This is a genomic window from Paraburkholderia sp. GW821-FHT02A12 (assembly GCF_059422005.1).
The window spans coordinates 3,227,395-3,244,829 of the sequence record NZ_JBWKWA010000002.1; the positions used below are offsets into that span (position 1 = coordinate 3,227,395).

Sequence of the window (17,435 nt, forward strand, 5' to 3'; positions counted from 1 at the left end):
AAAACGCCTAAGATAAGGACAAGAAGGTGCGGGCCTTCGGGAGTCTTCCTTTAATATGGACCCTTTTTACGGATGAGCGCGGGTGTGAGCAAAGCAGCGAAATCGGGCGCGGGCAAAGGCGGACGCCGGCATCAAGGCGGCGGCGAACCAGCCGACAGCGGCAAGACCCAGCGCGGCATCCAGAGCGTCGAAGTGGGCGGCCGCGTGCTGCTGGCGCTCGCACAGGCACGCAGTCCGCTCGCGCTGTCCGATCTCGCCGCCAGCGCGCAGCTTGCGCCTGGGCAAGCCCACGCTTATCTGGTGAGCCTGGGCCGCCTGGGGCTGATCAAACGCGACGAGCTTTCGGGCCGTTACGAACCCGGCCCGCTGGCGCTGCGGCTCGGCTTGCTGCATCTGGAAAACCAGCCGGCGTTCCGCGCCGCTGTACCGCGCGTGGCGGCGTTGGCCGAAGCGATCGGCTTTAGCGTCGCGATTTGCATTGCTGGTCCGCAAGGGCCGACCATCGTGAGATATGAGCATGCGGGCTTTCCGTTGCACGTGAATCTGCACGTGGGCACGGTGATGTCGTTGCCGGCGACTTCCACTGGACGTGTGTTTTGCGCTTATCTACCGCGCGCCACGCTCGACGGCATGTGGGCGAACCAGTCCGGCGCCGCCGATAGCCCGATGACGCCGGCCGGCGAGCACGCAGCGTTCGAAGCGGCGCTCGCCGAGATTCGCGCACGCGGGCTTGCGTGCAGCGTCGATGTGCCGAGCCCGGGAATCAGCAGCCTGAGCGCGCCGGTGATCGATGGCGACGGCCGCTTATGCCTCGCGCTGACGGTAATCGGCTCGACCGGCGCGATGGACGTGGCCGCCGACGGCCCGACCGCTCAAGCGCTCCTCGCCACGGCTCGGGACATCGGCGCCGAACTTGCGGCAACGCCTTCCCTGCTTGCTTCTTCCACATCGTGACCGACTCTCCCGACACTTCGCCTAATAGCGCCGCCGATGCGAAACCGCAGCGCGGCATCCAGTCGCTCGACAGCACCGGCGAATTGCTTGCCGCGCTGGTCGCTGCGGCGCGGCCGCTGACTTTGCGCGACCTTGCCGCCGCCGCGGGCATGCCGCCGGCCAAGGCGTTTCCGCATCTCGTGAGCCTGCTGAAGATCGGTTTGCTCAATCGTGACGCCGCGGGTTGTTTCGAAGCCGGTCCGCTTGCGCTGGAGCTCGGCTTGATCGGCTTGCAACGTCTTTCGCCGACCCGCGAAGCCGAACCGGAAGTGGTCGAACTGGCTGCATCGACGGGAATGAGCGTCGCGATGGCGGTGCTCGGGCCGCTCGGGCCGACCGTCGTACGTCTGGAAGAATCCGCGCGGCCGCTGCATGTGAGCTTGCGGGTCGGCACGGTGATGTCGCTGGTGAACACAGCGATCGGCCGCGTGTTCGCCGCTTACGTCGCGGACGAGGTGCGCAATGGCTTGCTCGCGCAGGATCATCTGCGGCTGGCGGGTGCGGACAGAGCGGATATCTTCGCGACGGCGGCAACGACGGCAACGACGACCACGGCGAGCGCTAAAAAAGCGGCGCCGGCGCAAGTGGCCAAACACTACGCGCAACGGCTCGCACAGATTCGCGCGGACGGCATCGATACCGCGCTGAGCCGCCCCGTGCCGGGCATCAACACGCTGGCCGCGCCCGTGCTGGACCACACCGGCAGCATCTGTCTGGTGCTCGCGCTGATGGGGCCGACCGGCAGCTTCGACAGCGAACCGGCGGGCGATCCGGCGCGCACGTTAAAGGCCGCGACGCTGCGGTTGTCGCGGCGGTTTGGGTGGATCGAGGCGGCGGCCGAGGGCTGAAGAAGGGGCCGCCGAAGGGTGTGTAAGCGTTTTTTCATAAAACAGGCGATTTCTAATCGTTTTAGGAGCCGAGTAAGCAAAACTGAGCAAACCAGAGCGGCTCTCGAGCCCCCCAAGGCACCCGACAAAGCACGCCGTACCATCAAGGACTTTCTCGAGGCGCCCGACAACGATCTGGACGGTATCATTCGCAGCGTTCGACAGAACGACAACGACATTTCGAACCACTTGCGCAAGCGCTATCCGCTACTCGACGAGCGGCCAGAGTTGAGGGCAAAAATCGTGCAGGCCATTACGGATGCATTTGCGGATGAGAACAGCCGCTAACCCTGCAGCATCACTCGCGGCTTCCCGCATCCCGCCGCGCTTTAACCCTGCGATAGCCCCACCCGCCAATACCCGCGACAACGAGCAGCGCAAAATCACTGTGCGGTTCGCACCGAGGGTTAATCCCCCGCCGCCTCCGGCTCATGCGACAACCGCGCCTTCGCATGCCGCATCTTTTCGAGCGTCTTCGGACCGAGCTTAAGCGCAACGCCGATTGCCAGCGCATCCATGATGCACAGATGCACGAGCCGCGACACGCCTGGCGTATTCGGATCGATCGGGCTCGGCACGCGCAGCAGCAGCGGAATATCCACCAGCCACGCAAGCCGCGAGCCGACGTTAGTCAGCGCGATCGTGGTCGCGCCGCGCTCCTTGGCGATCTGGATGCTTTCGTTCACTTCGACGCTGCGCCCCGCATGCGAAATCGCGAAAGCGACGTCGCCCGGTTCCATCAGCCCGGCATAGAGACGTTGCAGATGACCGTCGGTGAACGCGCTCGCGGCGATATCGAGGCGCAAGAACCGCAGCGCCGCATCTTGCGCGACGAGCCCCGACCCCGAACCGACGCCGAAGAAGAACACCCGCCGCGCGCTCGCCAACGCCGCAATCGCGCTTTCGACCACTGCGGGATCGAGGGCGCCGCGCGCATGCGTGATGCCGTCGACGGCCGCTTCGCCGACCTTGTCCATCAGCGTCTGCACATCGTCGCCGCGCGCCACCGCAGTCGACGCGTACGGCAAGCCGCCCGCCACGCTCTGCGCCAGTTGCATCTTGAAGTCGCGCAGACCATGCGCGCCGATCGCGCGGCAAAAGCGCGTGACGGAAGGCTCGGAGACATCCGCGCGCTGCGCAAGCTCGGTGATGCTCGCACGCATGGCGAAGTCGACGTCGCTCAGCACCATGTCGGCGACCTTGCGCTCGGCGGGCCGCAAATTGGCCAGTGCGCTGCGGATGTGGGGAATCAAGTTCGGTGCGGACACCCAATGTTCCTTAAGGGTTAAATGAATCCGCGTCGCGTCGCAGCTTCAATCGGCTTCAGCCAGCATCGCGCGGTTCAGACCAGCCTGCGCCCACTCTCCGTATCGAACAGATGAATATGTTCGGCCGGCAAGCGCAGCGTCACGCGCTGACCGGGCTCGACTTTCGAGCGCTGGCGAGTCGTCACGCACCACGTGCTGCCGCCTATTTTCCCGTACAAATGGGTCTCGGCGCCAGTCGGCTCGACCACTTCGACTTCCATCGAAGCATCCGGCGTTTCCGCCATGGTCTCGATGTGCTCAGGGCGCACGCCGAGCGTGACCTTCGCGCCGGCAGTCGCCGAGGCCGGCGCGCCCTCCAGAACGATTTCGCCGCCGTCGTCCAGTTTCAACGCGAGACCGGCGCCTTGCGCGCGATTGACCAGCACGCCTTCGGCGAAATTCATCGACGGCGAGCCGAGGAAACTCGCGACAAACAGATTCGCCGGATGGTCGTACAGTTCCAGCGGCCGGCCGATCTGTTCGATACGTCCCGCGTTCATCACGACGATGCGGTCGGCCATCGTCATCGCTTCGATCTGATCGTGCGTGACGTAGATCACCGTATTCTTCAGACGCTGATGCAGCGCCTTGATTTCCGTGCGCATCTGCACGCGCAGCTTGGCGTCGAGATTCGACAGCGGTTCGTCGAACAGGAACAGCGACGGCTCGCGCACCACCGCGCGGCCCATCGCCACGCGCTGCCGCTGACCGCCGGACAGCGCACGCGGCAAGCGGTCCAGGTAGCCGCTGAGATTCAGCATCTTCGCGGCGGCTTCGATGCGCGGCTTGAAACTCGCCGACGATTCCTTGCGGATCCGCGGCCCGAACGCAATGTTTTCGTAGACCGACAAATGTGGATAGAGCGCGTAGCTCTGGAACACCATCGAGATATTGCGCTGCTGCGGCGCGAGACCATTCGCGCGCGTGCCGCCGATCATCAGATCGCCGCCGCTGATTTCTTCGAGCCCCGCCACCATCCGCATCAGCGTGCTCTTGCCGCAACCCGACGGGCCGACCAGCACGACGAACTCGCCGTCGTCGATGTGCAGATCGATGCCGTGCACCACCTGCGTGTCGCCGTAGCGTTTGAAGATGCCGCTCAGTTGCACTGCTGCCATGCTGTCCTCATTGTCATTCCGTCGTGCTGTCGTGCCTCATTGAACGCAGTGCGCGCCACGCTCGCTTACCAGTTCAACGTGGTTCAAAGCGGTTCAAAGCGGTTCGAGCGTCAGCTCCTCGGCCATCAGACGATTGCCGGCCATCAAGCCACCGTCCACCGGCAACGCGACGCCCGTAATCACACGCGCCATCGGCGATGCGAGAAACAGCACCGCGTCGGCGATATCGTCGGGCGTCGCGAAGTCGCGCAACGGGTACCACTTCTTCAGATCCTCGAAGACCTGCGGATTCTTGTCGACCCGCGCCTGCCACGCCTGCGTCTTCACCGTGCCCGGACAAACGATGTTCGCGCGAATGCCGTAACGGCCCAGCTCGATCGCCAGCGCTTTGGTGTAGCTGATGAGACCCGCCTTCGCCGCGCTATACGCCGGATGACCGAGCGCAGCCATGCCGTTCACCGAACCGATCAGCACCAGCACGCCCTTTTGCCGCTCGATCATCGACGTGCGCACCGCTTCCACCGTGTGGTACGTGCCGTTCAGATTCAGATGGATGTCGCGCTGCCAACTGGCGGCGTCCGTCGTGGCAAGCGTCAGGCCTTGGGCTGCGCCCGCGTTCGCGACCAGCACGTCCACTGGACCGCGCGTCTTGACCGCTGCGGCCACCGTTTGCTTGACCGCTTCGGCGTCGCCGAGATCGACCGCGATCGGCGTGACGTGCGCGTCACCGAGCTGCGAAGTCAAAGCGCCGAGCGCGTTCGCGTCGATGTCGAGCGCCAGCACCGTATCGCCTTGCTCCACGAACCGCTTGCACAACACGCTGCCGATTCCGCCGCAAGCGCCGGTTACCAACACCACACGATTCATGTTCGCCTCACTCCTCAACCCCTCGTTGCCCCCTCGTTGCCCCTCGTTGCCGGCGCCGGTTTCGCGTGTAAATTTCCTACAAAACTGACGACCCGCAGTTGCCTGGTCATCCCGAAGATTGGGTATCCGTTTCTTCTCGCCCCACAAAACATCCCTGCTTTACAGCATCTTATGCACAAAACCGGCCGAGAAAAAATATCGCAGACCCTACGTGACAAGCTATTTTTCGTCATGTAGGATTTTTTCAAACAATTCAACCCCAAGCGGCCGGCGACGGCAGCAGCCCCCCCCACCATCGTTGGATGGGACCGGAGTAAGCGCTATGGGACCAGAGTAAGCGCTAAAGCGCTAACTCTGGTCGACACGCTAACTCCGATCGACACCCTTCGTTGGATGGGACCGGAGTAAGCGCTGAAGCGCTAACTCCGATCGACACAGGAGAGAGAAATGTCGTTGCATGCCCGTGCTTCCCTCGCGCTCGGCAAAGTTGCCGTGGCGCTCGCGTTTGCAGGTATCGCCGTCGCGGCTCACGCCGACACGGTCCGCGTCACCGTCGCGCATTACAGCGATGCCACCGCGCCGTACTTCGAAAAGATGGCCCGCAACTTCGAGAAGGCCAATCCCGGCACGACCATCAAGATCGAAGACGTGAACTGGGACACGCTGCAACAGAAACTGCAAACGGACATTTCCGGCGGCGCCAACGCCGACCTCGCGATCGTCGGCACGCGGTGGCTGCTCGACTTCGTGAAAGACGACGTCGCCGAACCGCTCGACAGCTACATGGACGCAAGCTTCAAGGGCCGCTTTATCGGCCCGTTCCTCGCACCGGGCGAGATCAACAGCAAGGTGTACGGCCTGCCGATCGCCGCTTCCGCACGTGCGCTCTACTACAACAAGGATCTGCTCGCGAAGGTCGGCTATCCCGACGGCCCGAAAACCTGGAATGACGTGCTCGAAGCGTCGAAGAAGCTGAAGGCTCAAGGCGTGGCCGGCTTCGGCCTGCAAGGCAAGGAAATCGAAACCGACGTCTACTTTTACTACGCCCTGTGGACCCACGGCGGCGACGTGGTCGGCAAGGACGGCAAGGCGGCGGTCAATTCGCCGGCCGGCATCAAGGCGGCCACGCTGTACAAGACGATGATCGATCAGGGGCTGACGCAACCGGGCGTGACCGGCTACAGCCGCGAAGACGTGCAGAACCTGTTCAAGCAAGGCCGCGTCGCGATGATGATCTCCGCGCCATTCCTCGCCAAGCAGATCAAGAAGGAAGCGCCGAACCTGAAGTACGGCATCGATCCGATCCCGATGGGTACGACGCACGCCACCTACGCGGTGACGGACTCGATCGTGATGTTCAAGAACTCGAAGGTGAAGAAGTCGGCATGGAAGTTCCTCGACTATCTGTTCACGAAGGAACCGCGCGTCGAGTTCACGACCACCGAGGGTTTCCTGCCGACCACCAAGGCTGAGGCGACCGATCCGGCGTTCAACGATCCGGACACCAAGGCCTTCGTCGCGCTGCTGCCAACGGCCCACTTCGCGCCGACCGTGACCGGTTGGGAAGACACCGCGAAGGCCGTGACCGATGCCATGCAGTCGGTCTATCTGGGCAAGGCGAAACCGGCCGACGCGCTGAATGCCGCGGCGGCGCAAGCAAACAAGTCGCTCGGTCATTGATCGCGTAGTCTCGCAGTGATCTGCTGAAGACGGAACGCGCGCCGCCGTCGCGAAGGCGGCGCGCGTTCCGGTCGTACTGCACTGTCCGGCCCATCCCGTCGCGCCCGCTTTTGATGCGGGCGCGTCTTACGATCGAGCACGCATGAGCCGTTCCATTTCTTCCGTTTCTTCCGTTTCTTCGCGCCTGCAAGCGCCCTGGTTGCTGATTGCGCCGAGCCTCGCGCTGGCGCTGTTCATCATCAGCTATCCGATTTTCAACATCGTGTGGCAATCGCTGCACGAGGTGTCGCGCTTCGGTGCGATTCGCGATTTCACCGGCCTGCAGAATTTCTATACGATTTTCAGCGACCCCGCCTTCCTGGCCGCCGCCAGACGGACGGTAATCTGGACCGTCTGCGTGGTGGGCGGCACGGTGCTGATTTCGGTGCCGGTCGCGCTGGTGCTGAATCAGGACTTCTATGGACGCGGCGTAGCGCGCACGATCGTGATGCTGCCGTGGTCCGTCTCGCTGACGATGACCGCCGTGGTCTGGCGCTGGGCCTTCAACGACGACTACGGCATGGTCAACGTCACGTTGCAGCGGCTCGGGTTCATCAGCGGTCCGATTCATTGGCTTGCGACGCCGGAACTCGCGTTTCCGGTGGAAATCGCGGTGGGCATTCTGGTGTCGATTCCTTTTACGGTGACGATTCTGCTCGGCGGTTTGTCGTCGGTGCCGGGCGATATCTACGAAGCGGCGCGCATGGACGGCGCCAGCGCCTGGCAGCAGTTTCGCAAACTGACGCTGCCGTTGTTACGGCCGTTCGTCAACATGACGATTCTGCTGAACGTGATCTACGTGTTCAACTCGTTCCCGATCATCTGGGTGATGACGCAAGGCGGCCCCGACAACGGCACGCATATTCTCGTCACGTATCTCTACGAGCTCGGTTTCCGTCTGGGACGACCCGGCGAAGCTGCCGCGGTGTCGCTGATCATGCTCGTCATGCTGCTCGTTTTCTCGATCGCCTATCTGCGCCTGCAGCCCGCAAAAGAAGGAGAGCCGACATGAGTCTGAGCGTCAAGATGAAGCGCACGCTGTGGTGCTGGCTCGCGCTGTCGCCGCTGGTTGTGGTCGTGCTGTTTCCGTTTGCCGTCATGCTGTTTACCGCCTTGAAACCAGCTTCGGAGATCTTTGTGTATCCGGCAAGGTGGTTGCCGGTGCATTGGCAGTGGAGCAATTTTTCGGACATGTGGGTCGCGGCTAATTTTGGCGTGGCGCTGAGGAATAGCTGCGTGATCAGCTTTCTTTCGACTGCGCTGGCTTTGGCGGTGAGCTTGCCGGCGGCTTATGCGCTGGCGAGGTTTCCGTTTCGCGGGAAGGGGTTGTATTCGCAGTTTCTGCTGGTGACGCAGATGTTGTCGCCGATTCTGCTGGTTGTTGGCTTGTTCCGGCTCGCGGCGATGATTCCTTATGGGGATGGGAATCTGGTTGACTCCAGGATCGGAGTCATCGTTTCTTATGCGTCTTTTAATATCGCGTTTGCGGTTTGGATGTTGTCTTCTTACTTTCAGACTGTGCCAAGGGATCTTGAAGAGTCGGCATGGCTTGAGGGGTGTGGGAGGACGACGGCTGTTTTTAAGGTGTTCTTGCCGTTGGCCGTGCCTGCGATTGTTGTGACGGCGATCTTTACTTTTATTAATGCGTGGAATGAGTTTGCGGTGGTCTATACGTTGATTCGGTCGCCGGAGAATAAGACTTTGACCGTTCAAGTTACGGATATGGTCGCTGGGAAGTACGTCGTCGAGTGGCATCTTGTGATGGCGGCGACACTCGGTGCGACGTTGCCCGTTTCGATTGTGTTTGCGTGGTTGCAGCGGTTCTTGGTGAAGGGGTTGGCGCTGGGGGCGGTGAAGTAGCGGTGGGCAGGCGCGACCGGAGTTGGCCTGGCACCGCGAGTCACCTGGATGCGCGCTGGTCGCCTATCCTTTGCCTTCAAGACGCTTTACTTCCTGTTGAGCTACGTGCGCCACCATGGCCATGGCTGCTCTCTGAATGCCGATGCCCCCGGGGCTGGCGACAAGCGTGGCGATCCGCTGGATCGCGACACCCAGCAGAATATCCAGTTCGGGTCCCCAGGGCGGAATATGTACGATATGCCCGCCCACGATCTCATCGCCACCGCCGTCCTGAATGATGCCGTCCAGAATCTGGGCTACCTGCCCATAGACACCAAGTGGAATCCCAGCCGCCTTTGCACGGGCCCGCACGATGTCAGTCCAGAGTTCCTGAATACCGGTGCGTGTGTCCGTCCAGAGTGGATAGAATCCCCGCGTGCTGGCGTCCAGCCCGAAGTAGTCACCGATGAAGGTGACGTTGGAATCTCCATGGGACCACGGCGCGTCGATGGCCGGATCCCACGGCTGGTCCGTCACGATGGCACGATCGAACGAGACCCCGCCATCAACCGACTGGGCGATGATCACATCGATGAGCGGTGTCGACGGCTTGGGTCCGAACTCGTAGAAGGCGCACCCGATCACGCCGTTGGGATCAATGACGATCTGCGGGTGAAAGTGCTGCAAACCCGAGGGTAGCGGTCCTGCCAGCAGCGGCTTTCCAGAGAGACCGGTGGGCCAGCTGGCGCCGCCGTCAGGCGACACTGCGCAGTAGATACGGGACACGGCTTCGCGGAAGTCGGCCCATGCCACGGCGACGGTGCTCCCGAAGACGCTCGCCGATGGGATCGTCAGCACGCGAAAGTTTCCGCCCGGAAACACCGGCCACCCATGAGGGGCCGGCAATCCGGCATTGAGCGTCGTCACGCCCACGGCCGGCGACACGGCGGGCGCAAAACTGTCGCCCCCGTCGGTCGACACGATCATCTTGATCTCGCTTCCCGCGATCCAGACGATATAGATGTCACCGTTGGCCGCGACTCTTATGTCCGGTGAAAACGAATCATTGATGAGCACCGTGCCGGCGGGTGTCACGCCAGGTCCCGCACCGATCCAGGTTACACCATAGTCCGTGGTGCGTGCGAACCGCATGTCGGATCCGTCGTCCCAGACTGCATAGACGCGGCCGTGAAACGGACTCGACGGATTCGTGTCTCCTGCCGCCCACTGCTTGTCATCGCCAGCGCTGTTGTGGATCGGCAGCGGAGCGCTCCAGGTCTGCCCGCCATCCGACGACTGGTAGATCACGATCCCGACGGTGTCGAAGGTCGGCGGATTGTTGCCCGACAGACCGACCAGATAGACGTTTCCCACATCGTCCCAGGCAAGCGCAGGGTCGGTGAGCAGCGTAAAACCGGATAGCGTCAAGGCGGCCGAATCATGCCATGAGAGGCCACCGTCCGCGGAGTATTCGGTGGCCAGAATGAAGTCGTAATTGTGAATGTCCCCGAACTTCTTGGACCCCGCTACGATCTGCTTCGGGTGATTGGGGTTGACTGCGATATTGCTTTCGCTTCTCGCGTTATTCACGCTCGTATCGTGCGTGACCTGGATATTCGACATGATCCCCCCTTATCGATTATTCGAAAGGTCGAGTGATCGCCCGGCGCGAAACCTTCATTCATGGGCTGGTCGCGAAGACACGACCAGCAGAATGAAAAGGCCCCGGGCGGTAACAGCTGGCCGATGGAACCCGACAGCCCAGCTCGGAAAAGGTGCCTTGCAAAATCACGTGTAAGCAAAACGGCGCAGGCAGGCCGATTTTGTAAAGTGCGTGCAGTAACTGGAGTCCGATGCTGCGCGGCGTCATCGCCCCGATTTGCGCGCCGCAGGAGCACGTTGTTTCCGTTCGTGGTTCGCGTGCTCGACGTGGCCGCGAACGAGCTCGAGGGTGGCGCTGCCGGTCGTGACATGGCCGTCATTGCGCTGGAAGATGGTCAGCTTCGTCGGCGCGTCGAGATCGAATTCGTTGGGAAGCTTGACCGACAGCTTCAGGCGAAGCGTCTGCCCTGGTTCAACCGCAAAGCCGACTCCAGCCACTCGATGCGTCAGGTTCCAATGCTTGCCAGTAAGCTTGGCGCCGTGCATGTGATTCCCGTCAGGTACAGGCGGCTTCTCCCCCTTCCTGGGCGGAAGCACTTCGAGAATCATCGGAACGTCGTCGAGCCGGTAGTCCTTGCGGACGATGACCTCGACGAGCTTTGCGTGACTGTACGGGCTGCCGATGATGAAGGGCAACTCGATCAGGCTCTCGGCGTCGGCGAAGACATGTGCGTATGACAGGTTGCGCTGGCAGACGTTGTTGTCGCCCCAGAAGTAGCTGCCGTAATCGCACGTACCGGGCGCGACCAGCAGTGGCGCACCATCAAGGCCGCCTGCGGAGTCGTTGTTGTCCCCGCGCGCCTCGGCCAGCAGGCATGGGTGCCAGGTGCCCTCCTGAGGAATCTGAGCGGCGGACCAGCGAATGGGTCCGAAGATACGGGTGGCGCCCACCGCCAGATTGATCGGCGCGCTTTCACCGAGATACAGGTGTCTCTGCTGGACCGCAGCCGTCTGCCAGTCGCCCGGATACCAATCCTGCGGATAACGAAACTCCAGCCCAGGCAGCGCATCGAGCGCGGGATAGTTGCCAACGGTGACAGCGAGCGTGACATTCTCCGCGGGATTGGGCCCGAGGTTGGTGATCTTGCCGTAGATGAAATGGTCCGTCACACCGTCGCGCAGCAGATCCTGATCGACCCAGACAGCGTTACCGTCCTGCTGCCGGCGCACGATCAGATCCGGAGCCTCCCAATGATTGCCGGGTGACGGTACCGTTCCTGTGTCGCTCGAGGAGTCCCTGATGTAGACGTTCGCGGGCCGGACCGCGACGCGCGCGGTGAACATTTCCTGGGTTCCGGTGCGAGTGTCCATCCAGAACGGGAAGAACCCGAGCGGACTCGCCGCCAGACCGAAGTAATCGCCAATGAAGGTGACGTTAGGATCCCCGTGCGCCCAGACGGCATCCACTGTGGGGTCCCACGGCATCTCGGTCACGGTGGCCCGATCCACGAAGGTCGCCGCGTTGTCGGCCGACGCTGTCAGGACAACGTCGATCAGCGGTGTCGTGCCGCCGCCCTTCGGTCCGAAGAGATAGAAATCGCAGCCGACGTCTCCCTGTGGCGTGCAGGCAAGCTGCGGCTGGAACTCGTGTTGATCCGGGGCAGAGACAGCGCCGCCGCTCATCAGCGGCATGCCGGAGCCGCTGCCCGCCTGCCAGACGGCGCCGCCATTGTTGGAGCGCGCATAGTAGATGCGGGCGATTCCCTGTCGATAGTCGGCCCAGGCAACAACCAGGTCGGTCGCATTCACGCCGACACACGCCGTCGCGACCGTGGGCGTCCGGAACGTCCCACCGGGTAGCTGGCCGGGCAAGCCCGTGATTCCGCTCGCAACGATGGCCGGGTTCGAGAACGAATCCCCGCCATCGGTGGATTTGACGAACTGAATGTCGGTGCCGGCGATGAAGAAGATGTAGACGCTACTGTCCGCGGCCACGACGACCTGGGGTCCGAACGAGGCCGGAGCAAGCGACGTTCCGACCGGGTTCGCTCCGGTCCCGCGCCAGTTGGCCCCGTAGTCGATCGTGCGCCCGAAGAGCATGCCACCCGGACCGTCCCAGGCGGCGTAAACACGGCCATGATAGGGGCTGCCGGGATTGGTATCGCCTGCGGCCGACTGCTTGTCATCGCCAGGCGCCGAGTGAATGAGGTTCGGAGCGGACCAGGTCAACCCGCCGTCCGTAGACTTGTACACCGCTATGGCCATCGGCTCGGCTCCCTGAAACGGCAGAGCGACGAGATATACGCCGCCGATGTCGTCGAAGGCGACCGTCGGATCCGAAACGCCGTCCCAACCCGCGAGGAGCCCGAGGGGCGCAGCCTCCTGCCACGATCGGCCCGCGTCGAATGTCGAATACGCGGCGAGCGAGAACGCATAGGTGTGCGGGTCGGTGAACCGTTTGGACGACCCGACCATGTTGTACGGATTGGTCGGATTGACTTCTATCGTCGATTCACTTCGGTCATTGCTGGGGCTGGCATCACAGGTGACGCGGATGTTGTATCGTGGTCCAAGAATGAGCGGGAGCATCGTTCCTCCTAGGTAACGCCATTGGCAGTAGCCTCTCTATTTTCTTATCCACCTCGGGAAATAGTTTTGCATCCGTGGTCGACACTCGGAGAGGGATTGGACTACGAATCCCGTTGTTGTTAGCTCCAAGACGAACTGACCCGGCTAGATTCGCAGCCGACCCCCTCAAATTTTTCGATGACCCGGGCGACTCTGATAGGGGAGCGGTGGTCGGTAGGCATCACGCACGGTGCGAGCGTACCGTCCGCGATTTTTTTTCGACGCCGCTTGTCCGTCAGCATGCAGCCCGAGCGTCATTGTGATGGCGGCCCGATGTAATTCACCCGCCTTAACCCCATGACGGAGGCTCATATGCAATACCTATTGATGATCTATTCGGAAGAAAACCGCTGGAACCAGATGACCGACAGCGAGCGGCAGCAAGGGGTTGCCGCATATCAGGCGTACACCGAATCGTTGAAAAAAGCGGAGGCGCTGGTGGGCGCCAACCGGCTGCAGCACACGAACACGGCCACCACGGTGCGGCTCGTCGACGGCAAGCCGCAGGTGCTTGACGGACCGTATTCCGATTCGAAGGAGCAGCTCGCCGGCTACTACCTGATCGACGTGCCTAACCTGGATGCGGCGATCGCGTGGGCGTCGCGTTGTCCCGGCGCGGCGCACGGCCTCATGGAAGTGCGCCCGGTCTGGACCGCCCCCAGCGATGCGCCATCTGCTGCATGAGTCCGTCCGGCGGCGGCCGTGACGCTGACGGCGCCGCGCATTCGATTGCCGAGGCGGTCGCTCGCCGCAGTTACGGCAAGCTCGTCGCGCTGCTGGCGATGCGCACGCGCGACGTCGCCGCGGCCGAGGACGCGCTGGCCGACGCGTTTGCGGCCGCGCTCGCGGACTGGCCGGAGCGCGGCTGCCCCGCGAATCCCGAAGCGTGGCTGATGACGGTTGCGCGCCGCCGGGCGGTCGATGGCGCGCGTCATCGCCGTGTCGGCGACGAAGTGGCGAACCAGCTCGCGATCCTCGCCGACGAGATCGACGAGCGTGAAGCAGGCATGTTGCCCGACCGGCGGCTTGCGCTGCTGTTCGCGTGCACGCACCCGGCGCTCGAGGCCGCGATTCGCACGCCGCTGATGCTGCAGGTGGTGCTGGGGCTCGAAGCGAAGACGATTGCGTCCGCGTTCCTGATGTCGCCCGCCGCGATGAGCAAGCGCCTCGTGCGGGCGAAGCACAAGATCCGCGAAGCGGGCATTCCGTTCAGCGTACCGGAGCGCGAGGAGCTGCCCGGCCGGCTCGCTGCGGTGCTGGAAGCGGTCTATGCGGCGTATGCGGAAGGGTGGACCGATCCGGTCGGCGGCGATACCGAGCGGCGCGATCTCGTCGGCGAGGCGCTGTTTCTTGCACAACTGCTCGTCGAACTGCTGCCCGAGGAGCCGGAGACGCTTGGTCTGCTCGCGTTGATGCTGTATGCGCAGGCGCGGCGCGATGCGCGACGCGATGCGGCCGGCGACTACGTGCCGCTGTCGGCTCAGGATCCGGCGACATGGGACGCGCCGATGATCGCCGCAGCCAACGCATTGCTGCGGCGCGCAAGCGCATTCAACGCAATCGGACGCTTTCAGCTCGAGGCCGCGCTGCAGTCGGCGCACGTCCACCGCTGCCGGACGCATCGCCCGAACTGGGACGAGATCGTGCAGCTCTACGATGCGCTGCTCGCGATTGCAGCGTCGCCGGTGGTCGCGGTGAACCGCGCGCTCGCGCTGGCGGAACGAGACGGCCCGCAGGCGGCGCTCGACGCGCTCGAGCCGTATGCGGACGATCCGCGGCTGGCCGACTACCAGCCGTACTGGGCCGCGCGTGCCGATCTGCTCGCGCGTGCCGGCGCGACGGCCGAAGCGCTCGGCGCGTACGATCTCGCGATCGGACTCGAGCGCGATCCGGCCGTGCGCCGGTTCCTGCAGCGCAAGCGCATCGAGCTGTCATCGGCGAGAAGTTAGATTGGCGCCTTGCGTATGCCACGCGAGGTTGCAAGCCTCGCGCTAACGCGGCTCAGACCCCGCGCTGCGCTGCGCGGTCCGGACCGTTCTGTTCCCACTGGAATTGGGTTGAGTCTGTACGATTCCAACGTCCGTTTTGTAGAACGTTCATCGAACTGGTGCTTTCGGCCACAAACCGTCGTTTACATGCGTCGTCGGTCGGACGTTCAGGCGTCGGGTCCGCCCCGAACTCGGAAGCCCAATCAAGCAGTCAGCCCTCCTTTCGCCTCTGTCAAGCTGGGTGTAGCGGTTTGCCCGAGAACAGCGCCCCAGAAGCAGCTCAGTTTTGGATGTTTTCCTCGCAATCTTCCCAGTACCTCAGCGGGTCGTGATGTTGTGGATAGCGTAAGCTGAGCCACGCTGACAGCCTGGTCCAATCTGGATGGTTGGTACCAGTTTGAGCAGACCAGGTCGACGACCTCTCAAGAATTTGACCGTTCCCGCGATCACGGACAAGCAAGCTGCCTAGTCCGCTTGAACTGTTCGCCTGTGACTCAACAAGATACCGTGGCAGAATCCTGAGTTCAGCATCCTTGGCCCACCCGTATAAGGCGCGGACCACGCCGGACGGATCTCGCAACTCTATGGGGCCGCTTTCAGGGCGAACGGCGGTCCATCCTTCAGGAAACTCCGCGACAACCTCGTTTTTACCCTCCCTCACCCACTTCACGCGCCATGCCCGCGCCATCGCCTCGCGCATGCGAGAGACCGATTCGTAGCCGGCCGGCAACTCGATCGACATCGGAAGAGTAATGAGGTTGTCTTTCCAGAGTTTGGTTTCGTCGTCGACGCGCTCGACCACGTCGAATACCCCTGCTTCGAATGGGTTCTCGGGCCGGCTCGATACTCTCACCTTCCCGTCGGGCAGACCCTCGAAAAGGCGCTCAGCATCATGGCGGGTAAGTTTTGTCTTTCCTTTCTTCATTGGTCTCTCTGCAGCAAAGTTGTCTCGCTAACGCCTAGCCCTAATGACCCAAGTCGGGCGCCACTTCCTCTCACGCGCGTTTGAAGGTGCTCACGATCCTATTCTGCGCTATTCGCTTGTTCCCGGCTTGCGCGGCGGCAATGGCACGGCTTGTGCCGCCGTCCCTGCCGCCGGATATCGGATGGATCGATCCACGCCAAGGGCTGGAGGATGCGCGGACGAGCGATTATCGACTTCTCGCAAACTCGCTTTCTACGGCCGACAGCGATTATCGAATGGAAGGAGACGGCAGAACCCGGGCAACTGAACTCCCGCACCCATTGCGGCCCGTCGACCCAGCGCGGCAACTTCGGCGACTTTCAAGGTACAACGGCCGTTCATCGACCCGCACAGGGAGACGGGAGTTCGGCCTTAGCCGACGTTCACGTGTCGCCGCACGTGAGGCGGCTTCAGGTTCCTTTTCTGCCATTCGAACCTACGCGACCGCGAATGTCGGGTTTCACGGATAGCGGATGCGTACTCTCGACCCGCTGCCGCCGTTCATCCTTCCCTGAAGCGGACGCTTACGGTCAACGACGGCCCGCGGGTGCAGGCCGTTGGCTGTCTGACTGAGCGGGGGTTAGCCCGCGGCTCGGCGGCAGTGCCAGGACGCTGGCCACCTCAAAAAGGAGGACCGTGCCTCGGGTTCACTCGCCGTGAAGGCGACATGATCCTCTCGGATGTCACTTGCTTTTCAGTCCGTCTCGCCAGGCGATCGCTTCGAGTTCGACCCGGACTGCGTCCTCGACGGCAACTACGGGGTGCGCCCGAAATTCAAATGCAGGGAATGTCGAGCAAACTTTGTGAACCGCCAACGGATCGTCGCAGTCAACCAACATGTGCCCACCCCACTCTCCCACACGCACCACGAAAAACTCGATCTTGAAGTTGTCTGGCGCCTTCCACTGACCAAACACATCAAGGATTCGCTTCTGGGCATTCTCGTACTCTACAGGCGAACCTTGTGTGCGTTCGAACCAGCTAATCATGTACTTCATTGCCATCCTCCTTTTAAACATTGATGTCGCCAGGACACTTGCCGTTTGGACGGGCTAGCGAATCAGCAAGCTACAACTGGAGCAGCGGCGACGAATGCCCATTGCTTTTGGCCCTTCTTATGCACCGCTTCAAAGCGGCCAATGAGGGTCGTTTTACGTGTTCAGAACCGAACGTCAACGTACGACGATGACCAGCGACGGCGGCCCCGCAAGCGTGCTTCAAACGACGACGGCGTTGGTCCGATCGCCATCAAGTCAGCTTAGCTCATCGCCAAAGGAATTCGATGGAAATGTAACTGCGAGCGGCAGTTCATGGCCGGTTGCGCACGAATAGGGCCGCGCCGGAAAGCGGCCGCACGAACCGCGCACGCCACAAGGGGACCTTCGGCACTGGGACCAAGATCGTTGGCAATCGGTGTGAGCACTGTCGCATGGGAAACCATACGCATATAGGCGAAGGTCGACCCGCGTAATGGATATTCGCTACCGGTAGCCATTAGGAGAAACTGGGTACGGTGCTTTCGA

The 17,435-nt window shown here is 62.5% G+C and carries 15 protein-coding genes; 8 read left to right on the forward strand and 7 right to left on the reverse strand.

The features are described from left to right. Positions 1–72: 72 nt before the first annotated feature. The 3 genes from AC07WT_RS35905 to AC07WT_RS35915 are packed head-to-tail and all read left to right on the forward strand — an operon-like array spanning position 73 to position 2,168. The gene (locus AC07WT_RS35905) at positions 73–954 is read left to right on the forward strand and encodes an IclR family transcriptional regulator (RefSeq protein WP_494950621.1); all 882 of its coding nucleotides are present in this window, start codon (positions 73–75) and stop codon (positions 952–954) included. Next, positions 951–1,841 (forward strand): IclR family transcriptional regulator, encoded by an 891-nt coding sequence (locus AC07WT_RS35910; RefSeq protein ID WP_494950622.1) that lies wholly within the window; start codon positions 951–953, stop codon positions 1,839–1,841. Before AC07WT_RS35905 ends, AC07WT_RS35910 begins: the two co-directional genes overlap by 4 nt. Before the next feature lie 18 nt (positions 1,842–1,859). Further along, a complete protein-coding gene (locus AC07WT_RS35915; protein WP_494950623.1) occupies positions 1,860–2,168 on the forward strand; it encodes a hypothetical protein in 309 nt (102 codons plus the stop codon). Between the two features lie 119 nt (positions 2,169–2,287). Here AC07WT_RS35915 and AC07WT_RS35920 read toward each other — a convergent pair whose 3' ends face one another. The 3 genes from AC07WT_RS35920 to AC07WT_RS35930 all read right to left on the reverse strand — a co-directional run bounded on the left by AC07WT_RS35920 (position 2,288) and on the right by AC07WT_RS35930 (position 5,172). Further along, the gene (locus AC07WT_RS35920; protein WP_494950624.1) at positions 2,288–3,148 is read right to left on the reverse strand and encodes a MurR/RpiR family transcriptional regulator; all 861 of its coding nucleotides are present in this window, start codon (positions 3,146–3,148) and stop codon (positions 2,288–2,290) included. Positions 3,149–3,222: 74 nt separating this feature from the next. Next, on the reverse strand, positions 3,223–4,305 hold the full coding sequence (locus AC07WT_RS35925) for an ABC transporter ATP-binding protein (protein ID WP_492594798.1): 1,083 nt from the start codon (positions 4,303–4,305) through the stop codon (positions 3,223–3,225). 93 nt (positions 4,306–4,398) lie between these two features. Further along, positions 4,399–5,172: an SDR family oxidoreductase gene (locus tag AC07WT_RS35930; protein ID WP_494950625.1), complete on the reverse strand. Its 774-nt coding sequence runs from the start codon at positions 5,170–5,172 to the stop codon at positions 4,399–4,401. Between the two features lie 447 nt (positions 5,173–5,619). Between AC07WT_RS35930 and AC07WT_RS35935 the strand changes: the two genes are divergently transcribed. From AC07WT_RS35935 to AC07WT_RS35945, 3 genes are all read left to right on the forward strand, one after another. Next, on the forward strand, positions 5,620–6,852 hold the full coding sequence (locus AC07WT_RS35935) for an ABC transporter substrate-binding protein (protein ID WP_494950626.1): 1,233 nt from the start codon (positions 5,620–5,622) through the stop codon (positions 6,850–6,852). 142 nt (positions 6,853–6,994) lie between these two features. Further along, positions 6,995–7,903, forward strand: a complete 909-nt coding sequence (locus AC07WT_RS35940; protein ID WP_492594795.1) for a carbohydrate ABC transporter permease — start codon at positions 6,995–6,997, stop codon at positions 7,901–7,903. Next, positions 7,900–8,751, forward strand: a complete 852-nt coding sequence (locus AC07WT_RS35945) for a carbohydrate ABC transporter permease (RefSeq protein WP_494950627.1) — start codon at positions 7,900–7,902, stop codon at positions 8,749–8,751. Before AC07WT_RS35940 ends, AC07WT_RS35945 begins: the two co-directional genes overlap by 4 nt. A 63-nt stretch (positions 8,752–8,814) precedes the next feature. Here AC07WT_RS35945 and AC07WT_RS35950 read toward each other — a convergent pair whose 3' ends face one another. Together AC07WT_RS35950 and AC07WT_RS35955 are read right to left on the reverse strand one after the other, a co-directional pair. After that, positions 8,815–10,353, reverse strand: coding sequence for a sialidase family protein (locus AC07WT_RS35950; protein ID WP_494950628.1), 1,539 nt, complete (start codon positions 10,351–10,353; stop codon positions 8,815–8,817). Between the two features lie 243 nt (positions 10,354–10,596). Then, complete coding sequence (locus AC07WT_RS35955; RefSeq protein ID WP_494950629.1) at positions 10,597–12,921, reverse strand: sialidase family protein; 2,325 nt, start codon at positions 12,919–12,921, stop codon at positions 10,597–10,599. Between the two features lie 351 nt (positions 12,922–13,272). On the opposite strand from AC07WT_RS35955, the gene AC07WT_RS35960 reads away from it, so the two are divergent. Together AC07WT_RS35960 and AC07WT_RS35965 are read left to right on the forward strand one after the other, a co-directional pair. Beyond that, a complete protein-coding gene (locus AC07WT_RS35960; RefSeq protein WP_494950630.1) occupies positions 13,273–13,644 on the forward strand; it encodes a YciI family protein in 372 nt (123 codons plus the stop codon). After that, on the forward strand, positions 13,641–14,909 hold the full coding sequence (locus AC07WT_RS35965) for an RNA polymerase sigma factor (protein ID WP_492594790.1): 1,269 nt from the start codon (positions 13,641–13,643) through the stop codon (positions 14,907–14,909). Before AC07WT_RS35960 ends, AC07WT_RS35965 begins: the two co-directional genes overlap by 4 nt. Before the next feature lie 319 nt (positions 14,910–15,228). Here the strand turns inward: AC07WT_RS35965 and AC07WT_RS35970 are convergent, their stop codons facing one another. Next, positions 15,229–15,873: a hypothetical protein gene (locus AC07WT_RS35970; RefSeq protein ID WP_494950631.1), complete on the reverse strand. Its 645-nt coding sequence runs from the start codon at positions 15,871–15,873 to the stop codon at positions 15,229–15,231. 722 nt (positions 15,874–16,595) lie between these two features. After that, positions 16,596–16,910: a DUF3303 domain-containing protein gene (locus AC07WT_RS35975; RefSeq protein WP_492595271.1), complete on the reverse strand. Its 315-nt coding sequence runs from the start codon at positions 16,908–16,910 to the stop codon at positions 16,596–16,598. Positions 16,911–17,435 lie beyond the last annotated feature (525 nt).

Excerpts from the sequence above, each read along its gene's own strand:
- AC07WT_RS35905 (WP_494950621.1), top strand. The coding sequence starts at position 73 with ATGAGCGCGGGTGTGAGCAAAGCAGCGAAATCGGGCGCGGGCAAAGGC.
- AC07WT_RS35925 (WP_492594798.1), bottom strand. The coding sequence starts at position 4,305 with ATGGCAGCAGTGCAACTGAGCGGCATCTTCAAACGCTACGGCGACACG.
- AC07WT_RS35930 (WP_494950625.1), bottom strand. The coding sequence starts at position 5,172 with ATGAATCGTGTGGTGTTGGTAACCGGCGCTTGCGGCGGAATCGGCAGC.
- AC07WT_RS35935 (WP_494950626.1), top strand. The coding sequence starts at position 5,620 with ATGTCGTTGCATGCCCGTGCTTCCCTCGCGCTCGGCAAAGTTGCCGTG.
- AC07WT_RS35940 (WP_492594795.1), top strand. The coding sequence starts at position 6,995 with ATGAGCCGTTCCATTTCTTCCGTTTCTTCCGTTTCTTCGCGCCTGCAA.
- AC07WT_RS35945 (WP_494950627.1), top strand. The coding sequence starts at position 7,900 with ATGAGTCTGAGCGTCAAGATGAAGCGCACGCTGTGGTGCTGGCTCGCG.
- AC07WT_RS35950 (WP_494950628.1), bottom strand. The coding sequence starts at position 10,353 with ATGTCGAATATCCAGGTCACGCACGATACGAGCGTGAATAACGCGAGA.
- AC07WT_RS35955 (WP_494950629.1), bottom strand. The coding sequence starts at position 12,921 with ATGCTCCCGCTCATTCTTGGACCACGATACAACATCCGCGTCACCTGT.
- AC07WT_RS35960 (WP_494950630.1), top strand. The coding sequence starts at position 13,273 with ATGCAATACCTATTGATGATCTATTCGGAAGAAAACCGCTGGAACCAG.
- AC07WT_RS35965 (WP_492594790.1), top strand. The coding sequence starts at position 13,641 with ATGAGTCCGTCCGGCGGCGGCCGTGACGCTGACGGCGCCGCGCATTCG.
- AC07WT_RS35970 (WP_494950631.1), bottom strand. The coding sequence starts at position 15,873 with ATGAAGAAAGGAAAGACAAAACTTACCCGCCATGATGCTGAGCGCCTT.
- AC07WT_RS35975 (WP_492595271.1), bottom strand. The coding sequence starts at position 16,910 with ATGAAGTACATGATTAGCTGGTTCGAACGCACACAAGGTTCGCCTGTA.